This window comes from Pantoea sp. USMM079 (genome assembly GCF_037153115.1).
Lineage (GTDB): Bacteria > Pseudomonadota > Gammaproteobacteria > Enterobacterales > Enterobacteriaceae > Pantoea > Pantoea communis.
The window spans coordinates 399,346-425,559 of record NZ_JBBCKX010000002.1 but is presented as its reverse complement, the minus strand read 5'-3'; the positions used below and the strand labels follow the sequence as shown (position 1 = coordinate 425,559).

At 52.0% G+C, this 26,214-nt stretch carries 20 protein-coding genes; 6 read left to right on the top strand and 14 right to left on the bottom strand.

The features are described from left to right. The first annotated feature begins 2 nt into the window (after window positions 1-2). Genes WFP70_RS06505 through WFP70_RS06495 form a run of 3 tightly spaced genes read left to right on the top strand, consistent with a single transcriptional unit; the run spans window position 3 to window position 2,582 of the window. A complete protein-coding gene (locus WFP70_RS06505) occupies window positions 3-425 on the top strand; it encodes a cupin domain-containing protein (RefSeq protein ID WP_337023014.1) in 423 nt (140 codons plus the stop codon). Window position 426: 1 nt separating this feature from the next. Next, window positions 427-1,197 (top strand): cysteine hydrolase family protein, encoded by a 771-nt coding sequence (locus WFP70_RS06500; protein WP_337023013.1) that lies wholly within the window; start codon window positions 427-429, stop codon window positions 1,195-1,197. Further along, window positions 1,197-2,582, top strand: a complete 1,386-nt coding sequence (locus WFP70_RS06495) for an amidohydrolase family protein (protein ID WP_337023012.1) — start codon at window positions 1,197-1,199, stop codon at window positions 2,580-2,582. The genes WFP70_RS06500 and WFP70_RS06495 overlap by 1 nt, the downstream gene beginning before the upstream one ends. A gap of 75 nt (window positions 2,583-2,657) precedes the next feature. Here the strand turns inward: WFP70_RS06495 and WFP70_RS06490 are convergent, their stop codons facing one another. From WFP70_RS06490 to WFP70_RS06460, 7 genes are all read right to left on the bottom strand, one after another. After that, complete coding sequence (locus tag WFP70_RS06490) at window positions 2,658-3,896, bottom strand: aromatic amino acid transporter (RefSeq protein ID WP_337023011.1); 1,239 nt, start codon at window positions 3,894-3,896, stop codon at window positions 2,658-2,660. A gap of 113 nt (window positions 3,897-4,009) precedes the next feature. Continuing rightward, complete coding sequence (locus tag WFP70_RS06485) at window positions 4,010-4,798, bottom strand: hypothetical protein (protein ID WP_182058516.1); 789 nt, start codon at window positions 4,796-4,798, stop codon at window positions 4,010-4,012. A 9-nt stretch (window positions 4,799-4,807) separates the two neighbouring features. Then, window positions 4,808-5,002 (bottom strand): hypothetical protein, encoded by a 195-nt coding sequence (locus WFP70_RS06480; RefSeq protein ID WP_034830156.1) that lies wholly within the window; start codon window positions 5,000-5,002, stop codon window positions 4,808-4,810. A gap of 290 nt (window positions 5,003-5,292) precedes the next feature. Then, window positions 5,293-6,303 carry a Gfo/Idh/MocA family protein gene (locus tag WFP70_RS06475; protein ID WP_160833845.1) on the bottom strand — a complete coding sequence of 337 codons (1,011 nt, stop codon included), beginning with the start codon at window positions 6,301-6,303 and terminating at the stop codon, window positions 5,293-5,295. Between the two features lie 33 nt (window positions 6,304-6,336). Continuing rightward, window positions 6,337-7,158 carry a TIM barrel protein gene (locus WFP70_RS06470; RefSeq protein WP_337023010.1) on the bottom strand — a complete coding sequence of 274 codons (822 nt, stop codon included), beginning with the start codon at window positions 7,156-7,158 and terminating at the stop codon, window positions 6,337-6,339. A gap of 143 nt (window positions 7,159-7,301) precedes the next feature. Further along, window positions 7,302-8,747 (bottom strand): sugar porter family MFS transporter, encoded by a 1,446-nt coding sequence (locus WFP70_RS06465; RefSeq protein ID WP_337023009.1) that lies wholly within the window; start codon window positions 8,745-8,747, stop codon window positions 7,302-7,304. A 320-nt stretch (window positions 8,748-9,067) separates the two neighbouring features. Next, a complete protein-coding gene (locus WFP70_RS06460; protein ID WP_337023008.1) occupies window positions 9,068-14,617 on the bottom strand; it encodes an autotransporter outer membrane beta-barrel domain-containing protein in 5,550 nt (1,849 codons plus the stop codon). A 580-nt stretch (window positions 14,618-15,197) separates the two neighbouring features. Between WFP70_RS06460 and WFP70_RS06455 the strand changes: the two genes are divergently transcribed. Continuing rightward, window positions 15,198-16,541: an MFS transporter gene (locus WFP70_RS06455; protein WP_337023007.1), complete on the top strand. Its 1,344-nt coding sequence runs from the start codon at window positions 15,198-15,200 to the stop codon at window positions 16,539-16,541. 135 nt (window positions 16,542-16,676) lie between these two features. Next, window positions 16,677-17,834, top strand: a complete 1,158-nt coding sequence (locus tag WFP70_RS06450) for an alpha-hydroxy acid oxidase (RefSeq protein ID WP_337023006.1) — start codon at window positions 16,677-16,679, stop codon at window positions 17,832-17,834. Between the two features lie 86 nt (window positions 17,835-17,920). Here the strand turns inward: WFP70_RS06450 and arnF are convergent, their stop codons facing one another. The 7 genes from arnF to arnB are packed head-to-tail and all read right to left on the bottom strand — an operon-like array spanning window position 17,921 to window position 25,299. Further along, window positions 17,921-18,295 (bottom strand): 4-amino-4-deoxy-L-arabinose-phosphoundecaprenol flippase subunit ArnF, encoded by a 375-nt coding sequence (arnF, locus tag WFP70_RS06445; protein WP_097117907.1) that lies wholly within the window; start codon window positions 18,293-18,295, stop codon window positions 17,921-17,923. Next, window positions 18,292-18,624 carry a 4-amino-4-deoxy-L-arabinose-phosphoundecaprenol flippase subunit ArnE gene (gene arnE, locus WFP70_RS06440; RefSeq protein ID WP_034829847.1) on the bottom strand — a complete coding sequence of 111 codons (333 nt, stop codon included), beginning with the start codon at window positions 18,622-18,624 and terminating at the stop codon, window positions 18,292-18,294. Before arnE ends, arnF begins: the two co-directional genes overlap by 4 nt. Beyond that, window positions 18,621-20,282, bottom strand: a complete 1,662-nt coding sequence (arnT, locus tag WFP70_RS06435) for a lipid IV(A) 4-amino-4-deoxy-L-arabinosyltransferase (protein WP_337023005.1) — start codon at window positions 20,280-20,282, stop codon at window positions 18,621-18,623. Before arnT ends, arnE begins: the two co-directional genes overlap by 4 nt. Window positions 20,283-20,313: 31 nt before the next feature. Continuing rightward, the gene (gene arnD, locus WFP70_RS06430) at window positions 20,314-21,198 is read right to left on the bottom strand and encodes a 4-deoxy-4-formamido-L-arabinose-phosphoundecaprenol deformylase (RefSeq protein ID WP_337023004.1); all 885 of its coding nucleotides are present in this window, start codon (window positions 21,196-21,198) and stop codon (window positions 20,314-20,316) included. Continuing rightward, a complete protein-coding gene (arnA, locus tag WFP70_RS06425) occupies window positions 21,195-23,174 on the bottom strand; it encodes a bifunctional UDP-4-amino-4-deoxy-L-arabinose formyltransferase/UDP-glucuronic acid oxidase ArnA (protein ID WP_337023003.1) in 1,980 nt (659 codons plus the stop codon). The genes arnD and arnA overlap by 4 nt, the downstream gene beginning before the upstream one ends. Beyond that, the gene (gene arnC, locus WFP70_RS06420) at window positions 23,171-24,157 is read right to left on the bottom strand and encodes an undecaprenyl-phosphate 4-deoxy-4-formamido-L-arabinose transferase (protein ID WP_337023002.1); all 987 of its coding nucleotides are present in this window, start codon (window positions 24,155-24,157) and stop codon (window positions 23,171-23,173) included. The genes arnA and arnC overlap by 4 nt, the downstream gene beginning before the upstream one ends. A gap of 5 nt (window positions 24,158-24,162) precedes the next feature. Next, window positions 24,163-25,299, bottom strand: coding sequence for a UDP-4-amino-4-deoxy-L-arabinose aminotransferase (gene arnB / locus WFP70_RS06415; RefSeq protein WP_337023001.1), 1,137 nt, complete (start codon window positions 25,297-25,299; stop codon window positions 24,163-24,165). A 515-nt stretch (window positions 25,300-25,814) separates the two neighbouring features. Here arnB and WFP70_RS06410 point away from each other — a divergent pair. Then, complete coding sequence (locus tag WFP70_RS06410; RefSeq protein ID WP_337023000.1) at window positions 25,815-26,030, top strand: hypothetical protein; 216 nt, start codon at window positions 25,815-25,817, stop codon at window positions 26,028-26,030. The last annotated feature ends 184 nt before the right edge of the window (window positions 26,031-26,214 follow it).

The window sequence follows — 26,214 nt, the reverse complement described above, 5'->3', positions numbered from 1 at the left end:
AGATGAAAACGTTTCGTTTCAATAATCTGAATGACGTTCAGGCTTTCCGTATTAGTCCGGACAGCACCAATTACTTCGCCATCCTGTGCGATAAAACCCTCGATGGCATTGAGAATATCTTTGTTGTAGAGATCTTTAACGTCGGCGGCGCGACGCCTCCTAATGAACATGCCACTGCCCATGAGTTTTTCTATGTTCTTCATGGCGAAGGCGTGGCGCGTTGTAATAATGACGAGTTGGTGATCAGGAAAGGTGATTCGTTGTTGTTACACCCGGGTAACGATCATGCCATACGTAACACGGGAACTGAAAAGCTGTATACGCTGACGGTCATGACGCCAAACGAGGGCTTTTCCGAACTGATTCGCAGCGGTGACCCTGTCACATTAGACAGTGAAGATTTGCGTATTCTGATGGGAGCCTGAAATGGGGTTAAACGTATTGGGCAGCAACCGATTTAACCAATGGCGTGTTTCAAAAGAACTCATTGATACACGTCGACCAACGCAAGTTTCACGCCCGGTCGAGCTTAGCACTGGCGAAAGGTCTGTGATTTTTGATTTGCAGCACACCGCGATCGTCGTGATTGATATGCAGAACGATTTTTGTCATCCCAATGGCTGGCTTGGCCACATCGGGGTTGATGTCACGCCTGCACGCGCGCCCATCGCCCCGCTACAACATTTGCTGCCGATACTGCGTCAAGCTGAGGTACCGGTGATCTGGCTTAACTGGGGTAATCGACCCGATAAGCTCAATCTCAGCCCTGCGCTATTGCATGTTTATAACCCCTATGGCGATGGCGTTGGCTTAGGTGATCCTCTCCCCCTTTCCGGTGCGCCTGTGCTGGAAGCCGGCAGTTGGGCGGCTGAAATTGTTGAAGAGTTAACGCCGGACTCACGCGATATCCGCATCAACAAATATCGTATGTCCGGCTTCCATGACAGCGAACTCGACAGCATTCTGCGTAACCTTGGTGTGACAACACTGCTGTTTGCTGGCGTGAACCTCGATCAATGTGTGCTGTGCACCCTTCAAGACGCTAACTTTCGGGGTTATGACTGCCTGCTTCTTGAGGATTGCAGCGCAACCACTTCACCCTCTTTTTGCCGCGACGCCACGCTGTACAACGTGCAACAGTGCTTCGGTTTTGTCGTTCAGGCATCGCAATTACAACAGCAGTTGGAGTGTGATTGATGAGTTATTTATTGTCCGATGGCTGGATTATCACCATGAACCCACAGCGTGAAATCCTGGAACAAGCCAGTTTGGTGATTGAAGGCCAGCATATCCGTGCCATAGGAACACGCGAGACGCTCAGCCTGCAATTTCCTGAGGCAGAGGTTATCGATTGCCGTCAACGCATTATTATTCCGGGTATGGTCAACACGCACACGCACCTGTTTCAGACGCTCTTAAAAGGGTTGGGCGACGACATGGTGCTGAAAAAATGGTTTACCTGTATGACCGGACCGAGTGCTGTCGCGTTAACGGAAGAGGATGTTTATGCCGCAGCCCTGCACGGCTGCATGGAGTCTCTGCGCTCAGGCGTCACTTCGCTGGTCGATTTTATGTATGCCCATCCCCGGCCGGGTTTGACCGCAAAAATCATTGAAGCTTTTGAGGTCAGTGGTATTCGCGGTCATGTATGCCGTGGATTCCTGACCACTGGCGCTGAACATGGCATCCCTGAAGCACTTATCGAAACGCCGGAAGCCGCGCTGGCAGACGCACGTCAGGTTATTCATCGATTTCATAAAGCCGACGGCCGCGTCAAAGTGGGCCTGGCACCCAGTATGATTTGGGCTCTGGATGAGAAAGTGCTGCGCGGTACCCGTGAGCTAGCCAATGAAACTGGCGTACTCATCACTACGCATGTGGCGGAAACTGATTTTGAAATTGAACAAGCCAAATTGCGTTTTCAGGGAACAGACACCGAATTCCTGAGTGATATCGGCTTCCTCGGTTCTGATGTATTGGCCGTGCACTGTGTGCAGTGCAGTTCTCGTGATATCCGCGCGCTAAAACATCACGACACACGCGTCTCACACAATCCATGCAGTAACTTGTATCTCGCGTCCGGCGTGCCTCCCATACCTGAAATGCTGGCGGCTGGATTGACGGTGGGACTCGGCTCCGACGGCCCTGCCAGTAGCAATAATCACAGCCTTTTTCAGGCGATGAAAGTTGCCGCACTCCTGCAAAAAGGGGTACACCGCGACCCCACCATTATGACCGCGGAGAAGGTGCTGGAGATGGCCACCATTGATGGTGCCCGAGCCATTGGTCTTGACCATCTGGTCGGTTCATTAGAAGTCGGTAAGCGCGCGGATGTGGTTATTGTTGATACTTCGCATCCGGCGATGACACCCATCCACCACCCAGTCTCATCGCTGGTATATTCCGCATTAGGTCATGAAGTCAGTGATGTATTTGTTGACGGTGCGCATTTGCTGCGAAATGGCGAATTTACTCAGATCAACCAGCAAGCCGTAATGGCGCGTTCACAACGTGCGGCACAATCACTGGCCGCACGAACCGGCAATGACACTCCACGAGGCTGGCGTTCAATGGCATTTTAATCGGTGTTTCTTATGGCTTTGAATGCCCCAATAAACAACCCCTTCACTCAGCAGGTGAGATTGAATTGCGTTAAATCAAGCGCTACCGAAGGTGGGCAGCCAGCCCACCCAGCTCAGTAACCAGGCGACGATATTCAGCACACCGAAAATCATCACCAGCACAATCGGAAGCGTGGAACGCGGCATCCCGGCAAAACGCTGTTGTGCTTTCCATGCCAGCATTGCCGGGATAAACACGGCCCAAAGCGTAGCAAACAGTCCTGCGAAGCCAATCGCGGCGACAAAGCCATGTGGCCAGAATAATGACGCCATCAACGGTGGCAGAAAGGTCAGGCAGGCGGTTTTCAGCCGTGCAGCAGGAGAATTGCCCCAGCCTAAACGATCGGCGATGAAGTCAAACAGACCGGCTGTAACGCCGAGAAAGGACGCAATCACAGCGAAATGCGAAAAGATCGACATCATCAATGCCAGTGCGCTGACGTGCAGATGATTGCTCAGCGCCGCCATTAGCGCGGCGATATCGCCACCCTGCTGCACGATTGCAGGAAATGCCGCGCGCGGCAAATTGCCCATGGTGCTGGTAACCCAGAACAGATAGAGTGCCAGCGACATTAGGGTACCGAGCACCAGCGCTTGAGTGACATGCCGTTTATTGCCGTGGTAATAACTCACCAGCCCGGTGATGTTGCCGTGATAACCAAAAGACGCCAGACAAAACGGCAATACCCCGAGAGCATAAGGCCAATAGCTTTCCCCAACTGGCGCCGCGCTGATCAACGAAGGCAAACTGACCTGCGTCAGCAAACCACCAAATAACAGGATCAACAGCAGGATTTTCGCCAGTACGCAGAAGGTCATTAAACGACTCACGCCAGTGGTACCGAGCCACACCACGGCGGCAACACAGAGCGTTAGCGTGATTTTCGCACCGGCGGTGGAGAGCGGCAGCCCCGCCAGATTGAGCGAGTGCTGATAAACCGGACCGCTGGCGGAGATGTAGGCATAAGTCAGGATGCCCAGCACAAACAGAATACTGAGACCGTTAAGCGTTGCCCAACCGCGACCCAGTAGATCTTTGGTTAAGGTGTCATAACCCGAACCCTGTGGGTAATGCAGGCTGGTGCGCATAAACAGCAAACCTGATAGCAACATCGCGCCCCACGTCACCAATAACAGCAGCAGCGCCCAACCAAACCATGCACCGGCCATCACAATTGGCAAGGTGAACATACCCGCACCCACCACCGTGCCGCAGATAATCATCGCGCCCCACCAAACGGAGGGTTGGCGACGGCTCAAGGTTAAATCCGTCATTTTGTAAAATCCCTGCAAACATCAAAGGCGGCGATATTACACGGAAAGCGGCGTGAGGGAGAGGCTACGGCAACAGGTCATGGTGCGGTGAGTGTCAGCTTAGGGTGACAGCGTCACTCGTCAGAGAGGTGTTCAGACTTGTTGTTGATGAATTCATCGAAACATTGGTAAGTGCTGGTATCAAATAACGAAATGGCCTCTACTTCATTCATTGGTATCACATGCCGGAAATGTTGCAGGTTCAATCCCTTTGAGTCCGCCGTAATCCCCTTCTTCAGATAGAGTTCGTAATAACGATGTTGTTCGTGATAATACAACGTGTCCTTATCCCGGTAGCCACTGATACAAGGGATGATAGACAGGTGCTGGGTGAGACTGTGCTCTATACGAGGTGCGGCGACATAACCAATGTAGACCTTGCGTGATTTAAGCGTAACGAAAATCAACATGTCCTCATCAATAGCCTGAACCAGCAGGGATTCAATCGCATCCAGGGCTGCCATTTCACGATAGGCGGCCTGACGGACGCGTTCGTCACGCAATGATTTTTGTGCGGCATCACCTGCCCTCCAGGCGATAAAACACCCTGCACACAAAGAGAGAATGAAAAACAGTGGATATGAGAGAGCCGTTTTGTTCGTTAACCACGAATAGAAGTCTTTGATGCCATAGGTGGACACAAACAGATGGGGGATTGAAATAATGAGACTAACAATGAGTAAAAACAGGTAGATGAACAGAACGAGGCAAAATCCCTGAATGACAAACTTGCAACCATGCATGGCAACATAAAAGTACGATGTCCAGCCATTAGTTCTGGCCTGGCGTATGCGTGATTGATAATGATTTTCTGTAAACCAAAAGCCACAGACCAATACCACCATAATCACCAAGGGACCCATCGTTAATCCTTAACGTTTCGCGGCCAATTCCTTCATGCGAGCCTGCATGGAATCGCGGACCTGAGGATTACTCATATTTAACCAGGCATTACCGTTCGCATCAGTGATAATTTTGCTGTCATTTGACTGCTCAATATCCTGCTGGTTGATTGATTGCATCAATCGCCCCGGCATGCTGAGAAAACGCTCCAGAAATTTTGGCATATGATCTCCTGACTTCACGAAGTTTAAACCGTCAACGGGCATCAACCGTTTCAACATGATGCCTCCTCAAAGTAAAAACTCAACCTTTCCTGAAATTTCGACATTTAAATGTGGGCAACATTCAATTCAAGTCTGAAAAAGTAGCCCTTTTATAAGGCAAAACAAGCCATCTCGCTTTAAATGAACTGAATATTTATACAGCACTTAGCGGTGAATCTCCAACGATAAATCAAGCACACTTTCTGACGCTGGCTACTGACACGGGCGCACCTGGTGCGCCCGTGTATCCATCATTGATAAAACGCGGGGCGTGGAGGCATAGTAATCGGCACAATTTCACCGTTGTTTTGCGCGGCAACACAAGCATCGGCAGCAACCGCCGCAGCATAGCCATCCCAGGCCGATGGGCCCGTCATGTTGTCAGACAACACATTATTAATGAAATCCTGCAATTCCACATCATAGGCATCGATGAAGCGCTTTTTCCAGTCGGTCAGAATTCCCGTGGAGAGTTTCGCCGCACTGCGCGTCTGAACGGACATCGGCTCAGGTAAGCTCGCAATCCCGGTCTCACCCACCACTTCACACTGGATATCATAGCCATAAGCACAGTTGACGAAAATTTCGACGTCAATACGCACACCTTTCGCCGTTTCCAGCAGCACTATCTGTGGGTCTTTCAGATGCGATGAGGCTTTACGGGTTTTACGCGGATAAATCACCTGAGCACTGACGTAATCGTCTTTCAGCAACCAGCGCAGAACATCCAGTTCATGGATCAGCGTATCGGTAATCGCCATGTCCGTGGTGTAGGCATCGCCGACTTCCGGGTTACGGTGTGCGCAGTGCAGCATCAAGGGTTCGCCAATGTCTCCGCTATCAATAACGCTTTTCAATGCACGATAGCCGCTATCGTAAGGGCGCATGAAGCCAACCTGCACGCGCTTTTTACCACTCGCGATCTCCGCCTCCACAATGTTCATACAACCCTGCGCCGTCACCGCCAGCGGCTTTTCACAAAATACCGCTTTCCCGGCTTTAATCGCTGCCAGCACAAATTCTTCATGTGTCGGGCCCCATGATGTCACCAGAACCGCCTGTACATCGGGAGCATTAATCAGGTCATGTGCATTGTCATAGATCTCGGCTTTGAGCGCGAGATCGGTCAGGATCTGCTCGCAGTTAGCACGGTTGATGTCATTCAGTGCAACCACGCGAGCGTTTTGCAGCACCTGACTGCAACGACGAATGTGTTCGCGCCCGATTGCGCCAGTGCCAATTACACCAATATTCAGCGTCATGGTTTGTTCCTTCGTTCTTCTGTACGAGTAAAATTAATGGTTCAGATAATCAATGCTGGTACGAATCTCACGCGCGATATCCGCTTCGCTCCACGCTTCCATCACTGACGAGAAGGGTTCAAACGCGTAAGTACCGGTGTAACCTCTCTCTTCCAGGCGCTGGACTTGTCTTTTCGATTGCAACATGTCATCAGCGCTGAGCATGATGCGTTCTTCATCAGTCAATTCTGCAGTTGGACGTGTATCCGTCACGCCAGACAGGTGAACCAATCCGATGCGGTTAACGTCAACGCCACCAGCGAAATCCTGTTCTGCGCCTTCATACAAATGATGATGGAAGGTATCGAGCACGATCTTGAATGGCACATCTGCCTGTTTGATCAACTGTTGTGCCAGTGCCGCCGAACGCAGCGAACTCTGTGGAAAGCCCAAAGGTTCCACCAGCCCTTCAATGCCGTATTCGGCGAACAGCGGCGCGAGCGTTTTTAAAGCGGCAACCGTTTGTTCACTGGAGACCACCGTTCCGTCATTGAGTGGGCACAGCACCAACGCTTTCGCCCCGGTTTCACGTGCGTCTTTTAATAAACCCCGTGTTTTTTCCAATATCTCAGCGGATAACTGGTTAAAGGGATACACCGCATTGATTGTTTCGATGGTCAGCGCATGTTGATTTGCCAATTCACGAATTTTCTCGCCCCCTAAACCATCCGTCACACTTCCGCTCTTCATATCATTACGAATCTCGACCTTATTTATCCCTAAATCTTTCACCAGGGTGAAAAACTGATTAACAGTTAAGTTCGGCGCAATTTTTCGATTAATACAAAAACGGTCACGGCTTATTTTCTGGATCATGTTATTTCCTGAAATGATTATCAGCGCATTGTGTTTTGGTTATTCTGTTTTGCTGCAGTGTTTAGCGTGTTTGATAGTAATTTATCTTCTGGATTTATACTGCGTCATCGTTGAGTGATTTACATCAAGCTCGCGAATCCATCCTAAGGCTTGCCGTCATACAGCGCGAAGAAGTAATGCTCGACCTGTTCCAGACTGCGCCCTCGCGTTTCCGGAATGGTGCGCAGCACAAACATCGAGCCACCAATACCGATGATCGCGAAGGTGAGGAATGCCCCTGCAAGACCAAAAGCAGCCAGCAATATCGGAAATGCCATTGAAATAGCAAAGTTGGCCATCCACAGTGCGAACACCGCGCCGCCCATGCAGATCCCACGCATGCGCGCCGGGAAGATCTCCGAAAGCAGCAGCCAGGTCACCGGGGAAAGTGCGCCTTGCTGGAAACACAGGAACATCAGCATGCCAGTCAATACCAGATAGGCACGCAGCAGATTGACCTCTCCGCCTGCCAGATATTCCGGCATGAAGAAGCACACGGCGGCAATAAAGAACAGGCAAGCCGTACAGCCCATCTGTCCCACCAGCACCAGCGGTCGACGACCGATTTTGCCTATCATCCAAATCCCGACCAGGGTCATCAACACGGAAATGACGCCGTTGGCAATGGTGGCAAACAGCGCGGCATCATTGCTCAGCCCCGTTGCTGTCAGCATGGTCGGCGCGTAGTACATAATGGTGTTCACGCCTGTCAACTGCTGGATGGCAGCGATACCAATACCTAACAGAAACACCTTACGTAGCCAGGGCGTACGCAGATCGCGCAGCCGACCTTTACCTTTCTGCCGGTTTTCTTCAATGGTCTCTTCAATCTCTTCTAACTCCCACTCAACATCCTCTGCTGCACGGGTCTTCTCCAACACATGCCTGGCTTCGCGGACATTGCCTCGCATCACAAGCCAGCGCGGGCTTTCTGGCATAAAAATCATGCCCAGCCACAACAGCACGGCGGGAACAGTCGAGAGTGCCAGCATCCAGCGCCAGGTATGTTCACCCCCCCAGATTTCATTGAAGGTTGCATTCGAGACATACGCCAGCAGTTGACCCGATACAATCATCAACTCCTGTAAGGTCACCAGTTGGCCGCGTTTATTGGCTGGCGCGATTTCAGCGATATACACCGGCACAGTCGCCGCAGCACCGCCCACGGCAATGCCGAGGAAAAGTCGTGACATAATCATCGACACAACATCCGGCGCAAAGGCTGAACCGACTGCGCCAAGGGCAAAAATAAACGCCAGAGTGATGATGATTTTGCGCCGGCCCATGGCATCAGCGAAATGTCCGGCCAGTAAAGCGCCGAATGCGGCTCCAAACAGTAACGAGCTTGTCACCAGGCCCGTGGTGAAGGGCGTTAATTGCAGGTCACTGCGCATAAATAACAGCGCACCCGATACCACCCCAGTATCGTAGCCAAATAATAATCCGCCGAGCGTTGCCACCAGCGCAATAATCTTCACAAAAGGCTCAGTTCGCGTCACGCTATTCGGGCCTGACGCGGTATTGGTCGAGATATACAGTTCTTTTTCCATAACCTCTCCTGGTAAAAACGCATTTGGAAATACAGCAGAACAAAACAGAAAATGACGCTATCGGTATTTTTATTTCATGTTAATTTTTATTTGAAATTCATTTTCCGAAATGTGATATCAAGCATTCTGGCTGATTTATTTTGATGGTTAAACATCAAAAGGGAGCATTAATTTAAACAGTGAGAGGCGAGGATGGATTCGAATAACCCTGGACTGAGGTGGGCGATATTGATTAATAGCGACGTGTATGTATTTAAACATTCGAGAGAGGAAATAAGAAAAACCTTACGCCAATGGGTATTGGCGTAAGGTAAACGCGATCAGAATTGCCAGCGAACCCCGCCGTTATAGCGCCAGCCTTTTGTACCGTTACCATCAATTTCCTGACGATAGTCGGCCTCGGCATACAATGAGAGATTTCCTTTTAGCGCGGCCGTACCACCGATGCCCACATCCCACATCTGTCCGAACTTCCCGCTGTCGAAACTGACACTGTCCGCGCCGCCGTTAATGCCCGCTCGTGTAGTGGCCGCCCCTCCCCAACCACGCGTGTAGCTGGTGCGCAGATAAGGCGTATATTGCTGGCCGGCTGTATCTTGCCAGGTGCGATCCAAACGCGCGCCCACGCGGCCAATGGTTTGATCGTAATTGCCCCAACTGACGCGTGTGTTATCCCGATCCACCAGATCATCCATGTTAAGTTGCAAGTACATTAACTGCGCCTGCGGTTCGAGACGTACGCCATTGCCCAACTGCCACGGATAGCCGGTTTCCAGTGAGGCGCCCCAACCATTGCCTTTCAGTTTGCCCACCTCTTTTTGCCGCGCAATATCGGTATCGCCACGATGCCAGTCGAATGACAGAGCCCCATCAACATAGAAGCCACTGTCACGCAGCCAGGTGCCGTACAGCGACAAGGTATCGCTATCGAAACTGGTCGAGCTGTAACCGTCCGCTGCATCGGGACGAATACGGGCATTACCGCGCGTATAGGCCACCCCGGCTCGCAAACTGTCGCTGGCGCCTTGAAGATGAATCAGATTGCCGCCCAGTTGCACTGCGCTGTAATCAAGATCGAAATCGTAGCCGTTTTGACTCAGGCTGCGATCCGTCTTGTAAGTGAGATTGGAACCCAGATAACGGATAAACATCTCACCGCCATTGCCCGCGCTGCTGCCTGAATCCTGACGTAGCTCTCCCAGTCGCTTATGAAGATCGTCCATCACCGCCATGTTGTAGTAGGCCAGCCCGACCGGCGCAGAAATATAAGATGGCATCTGGGGCGTAAGTTGTGGACGCACCGCATTACCTGCTGCATCGCTGACAAAGTTACTCGCGAGACGAAAATCCTGACCGGTTCCGTTTGAACTGTTGTAAAGGCCATATTGATAAGGACCCGCGGCGACATAGCCCTTTGCCAGCGCGAAGCTGTTAGCACTGGCATTGCCGGTTACCTGCGCCAGTGCAATGCCCTGTTCAGGCGTCATCACCGCCAGACGGTTCCCCGTCGGGTTAACATCCAGCAGAGTGGTGCCGCTGGTATTGCCATTCACACGTACACTGTCACTAACGCCTGTATCAATTTCCGTATTGAGCTTCACGCGTCCGCCAGCTGAGTTGAGAACCCCATCGATGGTTAGCGTGTTGCCCGGAACACCATTGCCATTAGTCAGATCCAGCGTACCGGCATTATTCACTACCAGCGAACCGTCGGTGGCGCCACTCAGCAGTGGATTGACGCCGTTGCCCGCATACAACGTTGAACCTTCACCGATATTAATGGTGCTGTGCGCCAGTTTCAGATTATCGGTCAACGTCCATTGGGTGTTATTGAAGTTAATAGTGCTCCAGCCACCGCCAAGGTTGGTGCCTTTGCTCAGGTCATCGGCGCTAAATGACCCGCCGCGCGCATTGATGTCATTAAAATAGAGCGTGCTGCCTTCGCCATTCTGCGTGGTGATGTGCCGGGTATTAGCCAGATCAACCTTCTCCACCAGCGCCTGGTTAGTGTCGCTCCCCATTGTCACGCTGCCATTAAGCGTGCCGCCGGACACCTGCACGATGTCGTTACCGGCCCCCGTATTCACATCCCCCACCACGCTGCCTGACATCAGTGCAATGCGGTCGTTGGTCGCGCCGCCCGCCACCACCTCAATATCCGGGAAGGTGGCACTGATTTGCCCCTGGTTGATAAACAGTGTTTGCCCTCCGCGCAGATCAATCACCGGTGAGACTTTACTGTTTGAGACGATACTGCCCCGGTTAATCACTTCACTGGCGGTGTCAGTGACAATCGCCGATCCGCCACTAAAGTCAAACACACCGATAAAGCCTTCGTTGATCACTCTGCCGGTCGTATTAGCGCGTACGCCGGTAGTATTGGCACCCGAAAGGAAAATGGTGTAATTGGGACCGAGGGTCAAATCGTTGTGGGTGACAGAACCATCTTCATTAGCAAACAGATAGCCGATACCGGGCGCGTTGGTCAGGCTGTTGCTGCTGACGTTGATATAAACATGGTCGTCATAGCCGAACGACGTTGCCGAGCGAATGCCATTACCGCCATTGACGTCCAGTCGCACATAATTCAGGGCGATATTGCTGGTTTCTGCGCGGTTATTAATAAGATTGCGGGCACCACTCAATTCCACATGATCGGCGCTAAATCCTGCGGCACCGTTATCAATCAACACCGTGTCTGCGTCACCGCTGGACCAGATATTGCTGCTGTAACTGTTGTACTGTTCGCCTTGCCCATCACCAATAATGTTAAGCGAACCGCCATTGCCAACACGAATGGCAGCGGTCCCTTCGGAATAGATCTGTCCACTGTTTTGCCGATAAGTTGACGCTCCTGATGAGGCATCCAAAGCCACACCTTTATAAGCGGAAATCGAACCACTGTTGACCAGAAGGCCGCCATCCGTCAGTGCAACCGCGCGGCTGTTGTTGCCATTGACGGTGACGGTACCCTGGTTATTGATATAGCCGCCGTCGCCTGCACTCAGTAACGAGATGTTCTCCGCATCCGTCGTCAAATTGGAGCTGTTGCTAATGCTGCTAAAGCCTTCAAGCGCCTGATAACCGATTTGATTGGCAGCATGGAATGCAATTTGACTGCCTTCACCAATCACTACCGTTCCGCCATTGCCCGCCTGTGCGCCCACCGCATGTTCACCGTACAGATTGATGGTGCCATTTTGGTAGAAATAAGCTGCGTCCCCAAAAGCTACGCCGCCCACGGAAGGCTGTGTCGCGCTGGCATTGCCGGCGGAGACATTGATCGTGCCGTTGTTGGTCGCACGAGCGCCAACCGAATAGGTATAACCCTCGGTGTAAAGCCCGCTACTGCCATTCGTGATCGACACAGTGCCATTGTTGGTGGCATTCCCGCCGAGCGAGCCAATCCCCACCGTGTTGCTGCCTTCCAGTGCGATATCACCGTTATTGATCAGCTGCCCAGAGCTACTGGCAATAAAACCAATCTGCCGATCCTGCGAGCCATAGATATTGGCATTGTTAGTCAGCAGCGTGTTGGTGTAAGGCAGCGTTGTGGAGTTGGTAATATTGCCATTGAAGTCGGTACGATTGCCTTGTACCTGTGCCACGATGCTATGTATGCCATTCATATTGACGGTGGTTGCAGCGTCAATCGTGCCCTGCGCAGCACCCTCAATACGCAACCCGATGCCATTTTCGCCGAGATTAAAGATGGCATTGCCAGTGCTGACCGTGGTGTTATCGCCACTGCCCAGGACGGCGGTGGAAAGGTTGCCGTTTGAAGTTAACGTCATGCCACTGCCATCAATGCTCGCGCCATCCTGCACACGAAAGATGGATGCGTTCTCTCCCGTTACGCCGTAGTGGCCATTCTCAGGCAGTAAAATTTTTGCGTTCGGCCCCATAGCGAGAAAGGTGATTTGATCGGCACCGCTATTACCCGTGGGTAGAGCCGCCTGCGACACATTCACCGTGGCATTGCCTTCCGCGCGTATCCCAATCGCGCCAACTCCGTTTAAGGTGATCGGTCCGCTGATCTCCGCCGAAGCGACGCCGCTATCGATACCGTTCACCCATACTGCGGTGTTACGTGTTCCTTCCGTGACATTTGCATTGCCAGCAATATTGATTTGTCCATCAGACCAGGCGTGCGCAAAACCACCGTCATTCGCCGTCACCAACAGGCCGGTACCGTTATCGCCATTCAGGTTAATCACTCCGGCATTGCCCACCTGACCGCCGCTGCCAGAGTCCATCACCGCCAGTCCAGTGCCGCGACCATTGACATCAATGACGCCATTATTCAGGGTGACGGCATCCGCGCCGCCAGACACGCTCATCGCCGCGCCGCTTTGTACGCCCGAACCCATGATGATGTGGCCGTTGTTGACTGCGCTGTTGCGACCCAACTGAAGGATACCGGTGGCGCTATCCAGCATAATGTCAGACGTTGCATCACCGGGATGATTTTGCGGCGTACGGCCAAGATAGATTGTGCCGTTATTAGTAAAGGTGCTCGCATTGCCGCTGAGCGTCACCGCTGTCGCACTGCCGTTGTCGCTGACCAGATTGATGGTGCCGTTATTCACCCCTTCGCTGTTATCCAGCACAACGGCTGATCCCGCGCTGTTGATAATGCCGTTGTTGATAAAGTGACTATCACTGGCATTTACCGCTAATCCGTTAATGCCGAGCGTGCTGGTATCAATGCCATTCCCATCGGCGTTATTAAAGAAACCGCTATTAATCACACCGTTGTTGATGCCGCTGCTGCCATTGGTTAATACCAGAGCATCATTATCGGTGATTCCGCTACCGGTACTCGCTAACTTGCCGTTAATGGTTGCGGTGGCACCATTGTCCGCGCGCATCGCTCCGCCGTTGGCATTCGCCACCTCAAGGGTTTTTCCTGCCTCAATAGTGGCATGCGCATTGGCACCGTCAGCGCTGAGCACCACGCGCTCGCCTATTGGCAGGAAAGCTTCATCGTCATCCGGGGTATTCACTCCCCACACCACCTGCCCGATGCTGAGCGTTACTGCTTTATTAAATTCGTTATTGTAGTCAGCGGAACTGATTTGGCCATTCTGCAGTTGCTCAATCAGCCAGTCGTTGTAATTTTGCAGGTCACTCAACGACGTCACGTTAAAGTCGGTGGTGTCGCCATACAGGCTGGTTACACTGAATGTGCCGTTATAGGTCACCAGATTGTCCACATTCAGGCCCCATCGCGACACGGCAGGAATCTGCGTCGCGGTGAATGTGATACGGTTATCCGAATCCCAGTTCATGTTGCCTTTGTTGCTGGCAGTGAATAAGCGGCTCTGCTTTGCCGCCATCTCCCAACCATTTGCCACCGTGCTGGCTCCCTCAGTGCCTGGTTGCACGTTGATAGTGCCATTACTCACTGAGGCAACACGCGAATCGATGTACTGCTGATTCTTCACCTCTTCGAAATCGGTGACCAGGGTGCTGCTATCGACCGGCGCGAGATTGCTTAACGCGGCAGTGTTATAAGTCTGAAAGTTGCTGTAAGAGCGGTGATCCTCATTAGGCACGGAGATCGTGAAATCCTGCGCCCCCAGACTCAACCTCTCTTTACCCAATAAGTTGTTATCTGTCACCAATCGGCCTTGATCCTGTAACTCGCCAATGGAGACCTGCAATTCGCCACTTTTACCCGGCGTAAATTGCGGCAACCCCGTTAGCGATTGTGTGCTGCCGTTGCACACGCAAAACACCCCCACTTTGTTGTCATTTTTCGCAGGGTCAAAGGGTTGAATCACGGCGGCATTGGTTTGCATCGCAGGAATCATAATGCCTTGTGCAGCCAGCAAACTGATAACCAGCGGTTTTAATTTAAATAACATCCTTTCCTCCAGAGAGAAAATAATATTTTCCGCGCGGCAAAAACTAATACCGCGCATGACGATTGGTTTAATAAACGTGAGAACAAGAATGGAGAGTGCATTATGTCGAGTTATCTCACCATTTCGTAAAGAAAACGTCTAGCTGGAGTTAAGGTGAGCAGGAAGGTTTAAGTCAAATTAAGAATTAACCCTTGAAAATCAGCAGGTAACGCGGGGTGACTTAATGGATTCATCTTCATTTATATCAATGCATTAGTCTAAATTTAAAGTCCATTCATTACTGGGTTTATTGAGGCTTATATATTCTTATTATCGATATTCGCAGATAACAGAAAAAACGATTTCCCAGTGAAACAGATCCATTCTATTTTGAATATTAATGTTATGAAGATTAATAAGCGCAGCGCTGTAGCGGGTCGGAAATAATTGACTCAAAATTGATATGCTGTCGATTCTCGAAGGCAGGAATCAAAGCGAGGATGTAAATTCGCGCCATCGTAAATTTGTGATCGTTCGCGCAACAAACCAACAAACATCCTTGTATGGTAGTCTAAAATTATAAACCTGCAGGATTTTGACTATGGCATCTTCCACTTTTACTCAGACCCAAACGGTACAGGGAAATCACACCTCACTCATTCGTCGTGTCGCCAGTGCTTCGGCGATTGGCACCGCCGCGGAATATTATGATTTCTTTGCCTATGGTACGGCTGCAGTGCTGTTTTTTGGCCACCTGTTCTTCCCCAGCCACGACCCTTTGATCAGCACCCTCGCCGCATTTGCGACTTATGCGGTTGGCTTCCTCGCCCGGCCGATTGGTGGCATTGTTTTTGGCCATATTGGTGACAAAGTGGGACGTAAAAAAGCGCTGGTGGCCACCATCCTGATAGTGGGTCTCGGTACTTTTTGTATTGGCTTGCTGCCAACCTATGAAAAGATCGGCATCTGGGCACCGGTGTTGTTGATCGCTATTCGCCTGCTGCAAGGTTTTGGCGTGGGCGGCGAACAAGCTGGCGCGGTCCTGATGACCGCAGAATATTCGCAAGCGTCACGTCGTGGTTTTTTTGCCAGCTGGGTACAAATCGGTGCGCCGGTTGGGTTCCTGCTGCCGCTGGCACTGTTCGCAATTCTTAATGCCTCCCTGAGCGCGGAACAAATGATGGATTGGGGCTGGCGCGTACCCTTCTTACTGAGTGCAGTGCTGGTCATCGTGGGTTTGTTTATTCGTTTACGCATCGATGAATCGCCAGTGTTCGCCGCCATTCGCGAAACCAAGGCCGCCGAATCGCGTCCGTTAAAAGAAGTGATTCGCGGTAATCCGAAATTAGTCATCAATGGTGTGGCGGCTAAATTAATTGAAGCTTGCGCCTTTGCCCTCTTCACGGTGATTATCCTGGCGTGGGGCAAAGCCAACAATCTCGACGCCGGCATACTGATGAACAGCATGATTGTAGCGGTGATTCTCGAGGTATTTGCCATTCCGCTGATGGGGGCGTTATCCGATAAGATCGGTCGCAAACCGGTATATATGATGGGTGCACTGCTGATTGTGATTTCCATCGTGCCGTTCTTTTATGCCCTGTCCCAAAACAGCTACTGGCTAACGCAAATTGCGATGATTGTCGCGCTGACGCTGGGCCACAGTATGTGCTACGCCCCACAGGCTTCCTGGTTCCCGGAACTGTTCCCGACGCATATTCGCTGCAGCGGCATTGCAGTGATTTGGCAGGTGGGATCGTTAATTGGCAGTGGCGTGCTTGGCTTAGTCGCGGTGAAAATTCTGCAGGCCACCGATGGGCACTGGTACGGCCTGGCGCTGTATGTTGCAGTACTGGGGGTGATTTCCGTTGTAGGCCTGCTGCGATTGCCTGAAACGGCTCCAGGCCGACGTGATGGCGAATATCATACCTGGGAACAACATTAATTAACGATGGGCGCACTAAGGTGCGCCCATATGCTTTATTCAGATATGCAATGCCATTTAAAGCATTTGCCAGATCCCCTTCTTGCAATAGCATGACTTTTCTCTTCTTTATCCTCACAGCTGAATCGCTAGCCCATGCGCAAACTGTACCAACGTTGCCTCTCGTTAAATGATTTCGAGAAATATGCCCAAAAGCGTCTGCCCCATCCGCTGTTCGCTTATGTGTCCGGTGGTGTTGAGGACAATATTGCGCTCCATCACACTCAGCAATCCTATGCTCATTACGGCCTGATACCGGAAAACATGGTCGATGTGTCGCAACGTAATACTGAGGTAGATCTGTTTGGGCATCACTATGCGGCGCCTGTGGGTATTGCGCCGATGGGCATCTCTGCCATCACCGGTTTTCAGGGCGATATTGCTTTAGCGCGGGCAGCGTCGAGCAAGAACGTGCCCTTTATTATGAGCGGTTCCTCGTTGATTCCACTGGAGGACGTGGCTGCGGCTAATCCAGCGATGTGGTTCCAGGCCTATTTGCCAAAGACGCTGGAAGAGATTGAGGCGTTGGTGGATCGCGTCAAGCGTGCGCGCATATCCGTACTGGTCGTGACGGTGGATACGCCGGTCAAAGCTAACCGGGAAAACAACGTGCGCGCCGGATTTTCCACGCCATTCCGCCCCAGTCTGGCCTTGGCGTGGCAAGGCGTTACTCATCCCCGCTGGCTTTACGGCACGCTGTCGAAAACCTTACTGACCTCGGGCATACCTTATTTCGAGAACAACAACGCAGTGCGTGGCGCACCGCTGTTTTCCAAAAATGCCGTGCGTGACTTCAGTGGGCGCAGCCATCTCACCTGGCAGCATATCGAACATATTCGTCAGCGCTGGACGGGCGCGATGGTTATTAAAGGAATTCTGAGTCGAAATGATGCATTGCGCTGTAGATCCATTGGCATCGACGGCATTGTGGTCTCGAATCACGGCGGTCGTCAGTTGGATACGGTGATCCCGCCGATTTGTGTCCTGCCCGAGATTGTCACCGCTGCGGGAAATATGACGGTGATGATGGACAGCGGCATCCGACGTGGCACCGACGTCATCAAAGCATTGGCGCTGGGGGCAAGGGCCTGCTTTGTTGGCAGGCCTTTTAACTATGCAAGTGCAGTAGGCGGAACATCGGGCGTTGAGTGGGCCATTGACCTTATCACTAATGAAGTCAGTCGCGATCTGGGCATGCTGGGTGCACCCTCGCTCGCAGACCTCAGTGAAAAGCATTTACGCCTGATAAAGTGACAGTGTCACGCCATGTAGCTCGTCGACGAAATGTGGTCCCCGCTTTGGTTCCATGGGGACCGCCTGCCACATCTAATGTTCTGCGGCTAAGGTTTACGCGGCAGTGAAACGCACAACAATCCAAACACAATCAATACAACACCGGCAAAACTGCTCCAGCGGAAGGCTTCACCGAACATTGGCAATGAAATAGCTGCCAGCCACACCAGCACATAACTCAGGCTCAGCAACGGATAGAGGCGGTTAAGCTGCATATGACGTAGCGCCAGCATCCAGCACAGCATCGATAATGCGTACGCACCAAGTCCCAGACCGAGCAGGAGCAGCGGCTGCAGATGCTGCCAGAATTGCGGGCTAAGGATTGCAGTCAATGGCGGGAAATGTAGCATCGCGGCACGCAGGACCAATTGCGCCAGCGACACCAGCAGCACGCTACACAGTGCGAGGATCACCCCTTTCATAGGTGGCTCCCCATCAGCGCGACCCCGGCAACAATTGCCAGCGTACCGAACCATTGTTGCAAGGTGTATGTCTCGCGCCAGATCAACTTAGCTGCGATGGCCACCAATACGAAGTTGAGACTCAGCATCGGATAGGCCACGCTGACCGGCACCACACGCAATACCAGCAGCCATAGCAACATCGCCACGCCGAGCAAAAAGAGGCTCAGCGCAATCCACAAGATGAGCTGCTTCTTGCCGTGGCGCATCCCCAGATACGCCGCCTGCTTTTGACAAAGCTGGGCGGCGCAGCTCAACAAACTGACCAGAAGAATAAGCAACAGGTTCATGGTGTCGCGTTATAACCGTAATAGACCAGTCGACCTTGACGATAAACGTCATCCGGCGTTGGTATTGCAGGGTCAGGCCCGTTCTCGCCCGAGTTGAGCATCATCACTACGGACACTTTGCCATGGCGACGATGTTCACGCAGCCAGTCAGCAAATGCTGCGCCATCAACATAGCGCGTTTTCGCATCGGGATAGCTAAGACCGTATTGCAGTTCGCCTTTGGCATCATAGAAAGTGATATCACTGCGCTCGGTTTCCCATGCCACCGCAGCCGCGATGCCAGGATTGTCAGCCAGCAGATAACGGCTGTCTGCCAGTTGATGATGCACAGCCTGTACAAAACTCTGCGGCTGTTTGGAATCACGAACCTTCTGCGGTATCGCGAAGCCGATCAGTAACGCCAGCGTTACCGGACAAAGCGCCGCCAGTTGCCAACGGCAGGCACCCGGTTTGAGACTGAACCACCCCATAATGCCCCAGCCAGCAAAGGCCAGTACGCCACAGATTAAAGGCAGTATTTCATCATGGGTATAAACGGGCTTGTGCGCCAATCCCCATGGCGCAAGCACCACCAACAGGACTAAGGTGGTTATGGCGCCAAACAGCAGGTTTATCCAGCCATTAACTTTAAACACCTTCACTAACTGTGCAGAACCACTGTGGGCGTAATGCGCCATCAACAGTGCTAAAGGTGCAAAGCACGGCAGAATGTAGGTCGGCAGTTTCCCTTTAGCGATGCTAAAGAACAGCAGTGGCAAGATCACCCAACTTAACAGGTAAACGGCTCCCGCATGTTGACGACGCTGGCGCCATGCGCCCATCAGTGAGCCCGGCAGCAGCGCCAGCCACGGCAGGCATCCCGCCAGCAACACCGGCAGGTAATACCAGAAGGGGGCTTTGTGCTGTGCATCTTTCTCTGCAAAGCGCTGAATATGCTCAACCCAGAAGAAGTAATGCCAGAAATCCCCTTCCTGGCGATAAATGGCCAGCGCCCACGGCGCACTGAGCAGTGCGGCAACGATGATCGTCAAAGGTCCCCAGCGTAATAGCTCGCCGAAGCGTTTTTGCCAAATCGCCCAGGGCACTATCGCCAATACCGGCACCGCCAGCGCAAGGAAGCCCTTGGTCATAAAGCCCATCGCGCAGGCTGCGCCCAGCAGCACATAACCGCAGAGACGCTGTTGCGTAGTAGAAGCTTGCGCCACCAGCCAATAGCTGCACATCGCGGCAACCATCCACAACAGCAGAATAGGATCCAGCACCGCGTAAGTGCCAATGCCATACACCAGAAGCGAAGTGAGAAAAATGATGCTGCCGGTCAGAGCGATTTTCCGGCTGGCAAACATCTGATGACCCAGCCAATAAATCAGCACTGCACTGAGCGTGGTGCAAAAAATCGAACCGGCGCGGACACCGAAGTTGGTATGGCCAAACAAGAGCTGGCCGATATTGTTGACCCAATAACCCGCTATGGGCTTTTCGAAATAACGCAAATCAAAGAAGTGCGGTACCACCCAATTGCCATTGACCAGCATTTCACGGCTGATTTCAGCGTAGCGGGTTTCATCCGGCTGCCACAAGGCGCGGAATTCGATCGGGATAAGATAATAAAGCGCGAAAAGCGCCAGGAGCAGCGCCGTTTTGGTGCCTGTACGCATCCGTGGTTCCTATAAAGTTTCCTGTTAACGTTTAGCGCTGGCAGCCCAGCCAGCCTTCGCGTCCGGGTATATGCCCACGTACCAGATTGCCCTGCGGGAGTGTGCTGAGATCGTCAGGTAACAACTCGCTCAGAGGACAGAAGTGAATGCCTTGTTGCTCCGCGCGGGTTAATAACTCGCCAAACGCCTTAGAACCGATAATGCCTTCAACTTCAGCATGAATGGTGTACACCGGCGATCCTTCGGCTGCGAGCATCTGCTCAAGAATGAAATCGTTATAGTCAGCGGCGCTAACCGACTGTCCGACTACTTCATCCCAGGTAGGCAATGTCACGGGGATTTGCACCGTGCCTAAGCTGCCATCACGCAGACGCGGCAAGAAGGGTCCAGTACCACGACAATCACTGTTGTAGCTGAAACCGAAGGTCTGCTTTGCGGCGACAACGCGGCCATCCGCACGCCATCCGGCCACGGCAGAGCAAGTGACAGCGTCACCAATAATCGTTTCCAGTGCGGCTTTCCCACGCGAAATCTGTTCCAGCAACTTCTCTTCTGACCACACGCCTGCCCAGGTTTGCCAGGCAAAGTGATCCCAGGCGTGCAGACCGACTTCATGATGATCGGCTGTGGCGCTGATGATCTCCTCCAGACCGCGGCCAATCTCACGTCCTGGCCAGGCCGTACCAGCCAATAAAATATCCCAGCCGTAGAGTGAAGCTGCGCGCGAGCGCAGCATTTTCCATAAGAAGCGCGGTTTCATCAGGCGCCACAAGTGGCGCCCCATGTTATCCGGCCCAACGCTAAAGAAGAAACTGGCCTGCAACTGATGCAGGCTAAACTGCTCTAGCAGCGCCGGAACGCCGAGTTTGGTTCCACGCCAGGTATCAACATCTACGCGCAAACCAATTTTCTTCATGGCTTATCCTGCAACTCAACGGTGCGCAGGAAGAAATCCAGCGTGTTATCGATCGTGGTATCCATCTCAATGGTCGGCGTCCAGTCCAGCAAGCGACGCGCATTTTTGATTGACGGCTTACGATGCTCGACGTCCTGATAACCTTTACCGTAGTAGCTGCTGCTCTCTACTTCGCGGAAACCGGCGAACGGCGGGAATTGGTTGCGCAGCGGATGACGTTCGAAGCTTGCCAGCAGACGTTCCGCCAGCTCTTTGATGCTCGCCTCATTTTCCGGGTTACCGATGTTGACGATCTGACCGTCGCAGTTGTTGTTCTTGTTCTCAATGATGCGGAACAAAGCTTCAATACCATCACGAATGTCAGTGAAGCAGCGCTGCTGTGCACCACCGTCGATTAACTTGATCGGCGAACCTTCCACCAGGTTGAGGATCAATTGGGTGATAGCACGGGAGCTACCAATACGCGCAGCGTTGAGGTTATCAAGACGCGGGCCCATCCAGTTGAAAGGACGGAACAGCGTGAAACGCAGCCCTTCTTTTTCGCCATAGGCCCAAATCACGCGGTCCAGCAGCTGTTTGGAAACCGAATAGATCCAGCGCTGTTTGTTGATCGGCCCCACCACCAGGTTGGAGTGATCTTCATCGAAGTGTTTATCAGTGCACATGCCGTACACTTCTGACGTGGAAGGGAAGATGATGCGCTTTTTGTATTTGACGCAATCGCGGATTATCTTGAGGTTCTCTTCAAAATCGAGTTCGAACACGCGCAGCGGGTTGCGGGTGTATTCAATTGGCGTAGCAATCGCCACCAGAGGCAACACCACGTCACATTTTTTGATGTGATATTCGATCCACTCTGAGTGAATGCTGATATCACCTTCAACAAAGTGGAAGCGCGGCTGATCGAGGAAACGGCTGATAGCATCAGAGCCGATATCCAGACCGTAAACTTCAAAGTTGTCATCCTGCAGCAAACGTTCGGTCAAGTGGTTACCGATAAATCCGTTTACACCCAGGATCAGTACACGCGTACGACGTTTAACGGCTGCAACCGGCTGAGAGTACAACAGTGCGCCCGGCACCATCCCCAGACTCTGCGCCAACTGGCTGCCGTTCATATAGACGCCATTTTCACTTTGTCCGGTCACCACTTCCAGTGCACCTTCCCCGCAAGCAATCAGGAAAGGCTCAACGGAAATCACTGTGCCTGGCTTCGCTTTTGGCGCATCAGCATGTACGCGCCCTTTCCACACGACAAACTTCACGGTTCCCGCGAAAGCAAATGCGCCCGGCCATGGATCGGTGACCGCACGAACCAGGTTGTTGATTGACTGTGCAGACTGTTCCCACTTAATGCGACCGTCTTCTGGTGTGCGACGTCCCACCACCGTCGCCTGGCTGTAATCCTGAGGAATTGCCGCAATTTCACCACGTTTCATCGCTGGCAGTGCCTGCTCCAGCAGTTGTGTAGCACAGGCTGTCAGTTTGCGATGCAGAGTTAAGGCGTTGTCTTGTTCATCAATGGCGACACGCTGCTGTGCCACGATATCGCCTGCATCCGCGCGTTTTACCATGCGATGCAGGGTCACGCCGGTTTCAGTCTCGCCATTCACTAACGCCCAGTTAAGTGGCGCGCGTCCACGATATTTAGGCAGCAGTGAACCATGCAGGTTGAAAGCGCCCAGGCGCGCGCTGCTCAGAATGCTGTCGTTGAGCAGGTTGCGATAATAGAAGGAAAAAATGTAATCCGGCGCCATGGTTTTAATGCGATCGACCCACAGCGGATGGTTGGCATCTTCCGGCGCATATACCGTGATACCTTGTTCAGCCGCCAGACGGGCGACTGAACCAAAGAAGTGATTTTCGTTAGCAGAATCAGCGTGAGTAAAGATCGCACTGATTTCAAAACCCGCATTTAACAGCGCAGTAATACCTGCACAGCCCATATCGTGATAGGCGAAGACGATAATTTTCATTGCTCAATTTCCTGTACGGAGGAGGTATCTTTCTGCGAGTTAATAACACGTTGAATGAAGTAGCGCGGACGAGCGCGGACGTCGTTGTAAATTCGGCCGATGTATTCGCCGAGTAAGCCCATGCCGATAAACTGCGCGCCGACAAAAATAAACAGCACCGCAAATAGCATGAACACCCCGTCTCCGGCCCAGTCGGCACCGAGGAACAGACGCAACACAATCAGCACTAGTGAGAAGGCAAAACCGGCCAGAGCGATCAGGCTGCCGACGATACTCAGCAGGCGCAGTGGCGTGGTGGTCAGGCATGTCACCAGGTCGTACATCAGGTTAATCAGCTTCATAAAGCTGTACTTCGAGTCACCAAATTCGCGCTCTGCATGAGCGACAGGCAGCTCAATCGTGCGGCGCGCAAAGGTGTTCGCAAGGATAGGAATAAAGGTACTGCGCTCGTGACAGTTGAGCATGGCATCGACAATGTGACGGCGATAAGCACGTAACATGCAGCCATAGTCACCCATCGCTTTACCGGTGACGCGTTGAATCAGCTGGTTGATGGTGCGGGAAGCGCGGCGGCGGAACCAACTGTCCTGACGATTTTGACGCACAGTACCGACCACGTCATAACCCTGCTGCGCCGCTTTTACCAGATTGGGGATCTCTTCTGGCGGGTTCTGCAAATCCGCATCCAGTGTGATGATCAAGTCGCCTGACACATGGTTAAAACCGGCCATGATTGCCGAGTGCTGCCCATAGTTGCGGTTCAGCAGTACGCCAACCACGTGGCTACCTGGCATATCAGCGGCATCGGCGATCATCTCACCTGAGCGGTCGCTGCTGCCGTCATCCACCAGCAAAATTTCGTAATCCAGATTCAGCACAGCACAAGCCGCATCGGTGCGACGCACCAACTCTGGCAGGCTCTCCTCTTCGTTATAAACCGGGATCACCACGGAGACTTTACGAATGTCTTTTTCTTCGAGCATGTCAATCAAACTCCAGCGATATGACGTAATGCGCCGATCACGCGGCTGACGTCTTCATCGCGCATATCAGGGAACAGCGGTATTGAGCAGATGCGATCGCTATTCCATTGCGTGTTTGGCAAGGAAAGTTGCGGATAACGTTCGCGGTAATACTTGTGGGTATGCGCAGCACGGAAATGCAGTCCGGTACCAATATCCTGTGCTTTCAAAGTTTCCATTAGTGCATCGCGGCTTATACCGCATGTGGCTTCATCGGCGCGGATGATAAACAGATGCCAGGCATGTTGATGCGACCACTCAGGTTGAGCGAGCGGCAAGAAAGGTGTATCCGCCAGCTCGGACAGATAACGCTGTGCAATCTCAGCACGACGCGTGTTAATGGCAGTCAGCTTGTTTAACTGCACCAGCGCAATCGCCGCACTGATATCTGGCAAGTTGTATTTGAAACCCGGCATGATGACTTCAGCCTGCGGTTTGCGTCCGTGGGTATGGCGGTCATAGGCGTCCACACCTAAACCATGGAATTTCAGGCTGCGCATACGATCGGCAAGTTCAGCGTCATCGGTGACGATCAAACCGCCCTCTGCACAGGTCATATTCTTGATGGCATGGAAGGAGAAAATGGCCGTACCTTGCTGGCCAACGTGCTGATCTTTGTAGTAACAACCCGCAGCATGTGCAGCATCTTCTATGACTGCAATGCCGTGACGCTCGCCAATAGCGCGAATTGCATCAATATCCGCAGGTGCCCCCGCATAATGCACCGGAATAATGGCACGGGTGCGAGGCGTAATCGCTGCTTCAATTTGCTCAGGAGTGACCATCAGCGTATCGCGATCAATATCAATCATCACCGGGGTTGCGCCAAGCAACGTGATGATATTAATCGTCGACACCCACGTCAGCGAAGGGGTAATAACCTCATCACCGGGTTGAATATTTAACGCAAGAAGCGTGACGTGCATTCCAGCAGTCGCTGAGCTAACGGCAATCGCATGTTGATTACCCGTTAGCTGGCAAAAGGCTTGTTCCAGTTCCGCATTTTTAGGGCCAGTAGTGATCCAGCCAGATTCAAATACCGCTTTTACCGCTGCTAACTCTTCCTCGCCTAATGAGGGACGCGAGAATGGAAGAAAAGTCATAAGTTTACCTTACCGTTTCAAACCCAAAGTTGCCTGCAATAGGGCCAGTTGCAGTGTGCAATCATAAAGTTTCTCAACAACATCCAGTAACTTGCTGTTTAAACGTAGATTAAGCGGAACCAATTCGGTAGCACGAACTGTTAATTTTTAATCTGGCGCAAAAAACTTAAGCACACCTGTCATATTGCCTCGTAGAACAAAATACGGAGGAAAACTTAACGGAACATTAAATGACAGTAAGACAAGTTGAGTTATTTCTTAAATGTTGATGATCGGTAGAGGAATCTGGCGGGGAATGTCCTCACGATATGAATATTCATCAATTTTTCATCAAATATTCAAAATGGTTTAATCAACGCAAGGCGGCAGAAAAGAGGATTAGGAAGTTTCTATTTAAATCAATGATAAACATAACGATAAAAAATTAACCTATACTGTTCTTAAGGTTAAATTAATATTCAAATCTTACTCTATGTTGGGAAATCTAACGGCATATAAATGGAGGAGGATACGCAATGAATACAGGAGCCGACAGACTCGCTCAGGCAGCGCTGCGCCGCCATCATATCGGGGTGAAAACCAAAGGATTGCGATTCCGCGGTGATTTGTATGTGTTTCGCTACAACGCAGGCCATTATGACGTGTTTCTCAATAATGACCGCGTGATGTCACTGGCCACCAGCAATGTGCAAGAAGCCATTCAAATGTTCAAACAGCAGTCCTCTCTCTGACTGCTGTTCTCAAGCGCTACGCTCTTCGTCTTTCGGTGTGTGCATCCAAAGCCGCTTCAAATTCTGCTGAACTCCAGCCCGCCTCTTCACATATCAATATCATCACGCACTTCTATATACGGTTGAATCGTTGAAACCGCTCTGAAATCGGAGTGAAAGCTGATGAAACTGCCGGTTCAAACTC